Below are 1,797 nucleotides of genomic sequence, written 5' to 3'. Positions count from 1 at the left end.
TGGGCTCGTCCGATGCCGAGGGAGCCGAGATATACGCAGAAACGGTGACCAATGGCGATCCCACCTTCGCAGGTCCACTGGCAGGAGTCCCGTTGGGGCTCGCGGTATACCACGTTTTCGAACAGGATATCAGGGACGAGGCGGATCCTTCGGCCTGGGCCGATCAGATCGGGATGATGGAGATGGTCCTCGAAACGGAGAGCCTCGCCAACGCCGTCAAGGGAGTTCGCGAACAGTACGGAAAGTACACCCTTTAGAGGGTAGCCCCGAAGAAAGGGGGGAAATGTTTATATGACGTATAAGGTAGTCCATTACCTCAACCAGTTCTTTGCAGGTATAGGCGGCGAGGAGATGGCCGGGCATAGGCCGGAATCCAGGAGTGGGTTTGTAGGCCCAGGTCAGGCTTTAAATGCGATCCTGGTCCCAGACGCAGAAATAGTGGGAACCGTGATCTGTGGGGACACCTACTTCGCCGACAACTTGGAAAAAGCTGAGAAGGAAGTCCTGGACCTGATCGCGTCCTTTTCTCCCGACGCGGTCATTGCCGGCCCCGCCTTCAACGCCGGACGTTACGGCACAGCCTGCGGCGCCGTCTGCGAAGCGGTGGGAAAGACTCTCGGCCTGCCGACCGTATCGGGTATGTACGAGGAGAACCCCGGAGTGGATATGTACCGCAAGTCGACCTATATAGCCAGAACGGCTGACAGCGCCAGGGGCATGAAAGATGCGGTGCCCGCCATGGCCCGCCTTCTCCTCAAGCAACTCAAGGTGGAGGCGATAGGCAAACCCGATGATGAGGGATACATCGAAAGAGGCATAAGGGTGAACTTCTTCATGGACAAGATAGGGGCTGAAAGGGCCGTGGATATGTTCGTGAAGAAACTCAAGGGTGAGCCTTTTGTCACGGAATACCCCATGCCCAGCTTCGACAGGGTGCCCCCGAGCCCACCGGTGACGGATATGAAGAGCGCGACCATCGCCCTCGTCACCTCCGGCGGTATCGTTCCGAAGGGGAACCCCGACCACATCGAGGCCTCGAGCGCTTCAAAGTACGGCGAGTACAGTCTGGCCGGCGTCGTGAAGATCGACTCCTCCACCCATGAGACAGCCCATGGCGGCTATGACCCCACCTACGCCAACGATGATCCCAACAGGGTTCTGCCCGTTGACGTGATGCGTGACCTTGAGAAAGAGGGTGTCTTCAAGAAATTTCACGAAACCTTCTATTCTACCGTTGGCAACGGCACTTCCGTGGCCAACGCCAGGCGTTTTGGTACCGAGATCGCCCAGAAACTCAAAAACGATAACGTTGACGCCGTGATATTGACCTCCACCTGAGGAACCTGCACTCGTTGCGGAGCAACGATGGTCAAGGAAATCGAAAGGGGAGGTCTCCCAGTAGTTCATGTCTGCACCATAGTACCCATCTCCCTCACCGTCGGAGCTAACAGGATCGTCCCGGCGGTGGCCATTCCTCACCCACTGGGGGATCCGACGAAGACCCCCGAGGAAGAAAAGAAGATCAGGCGGGTTCTCGTGGAGAAGGCCCTCAAGGCTCTCCAGGCGCCCGTTGAGGACCAGACGGTTTTTAATGATTGAGTTCCCCTGGATGGCCCGGATACTTTTTGATCCGGGCTATCCGCCAATAGAATCGGAGGGAGGGGCGGTTTATGGCCCATGTCGCTATCAGGGGTTACTCCTATTGCCTTAACCATACCCCGGAATTGGGGCTTTACTACGGCAACACACCGTACATGGAGAGGATTTCCCACGGAGAGACCGAGTATATAAAAAAAC

General features: G+C 56.8%; 2 protein-coding genes. Both read left to right on the top strand.

The features are described 5' to 3' along the window. On the top strand, positions 1-257 hold a 257-nt coding region (locus GX108_04210), incomplete at its 5' end, for a glycine/sarcosine/betaine reductase complex selenoprotein A (GenBank protein ID NLO56242.1). Positions 258-291: 34 nt separating this feature from the next. Then, entirely contained in the window at positions 292-1,599 is a 1,308-nt protein-coding gene (grdB, locus tag GX108_04205) for a glycine reductase complex selenoprotein B (protein NLO56241.1), read from the top strand. Positions 1,600-1,797: the final 198 nt, after the last annotated feature.

Source organism: Thermovirga sp., from assembly GCA_012523215.1.
Classification (GTDB): Bacteria; Synergistota; Synergistia; order Synergistales; family Thermovirgaceae; genus 58-81.
The sequence above is the reverse complement of the archived record's forward strand: the minus strand, read 5'-3'. Positions and strand labels throughout refer to the sequence as shown.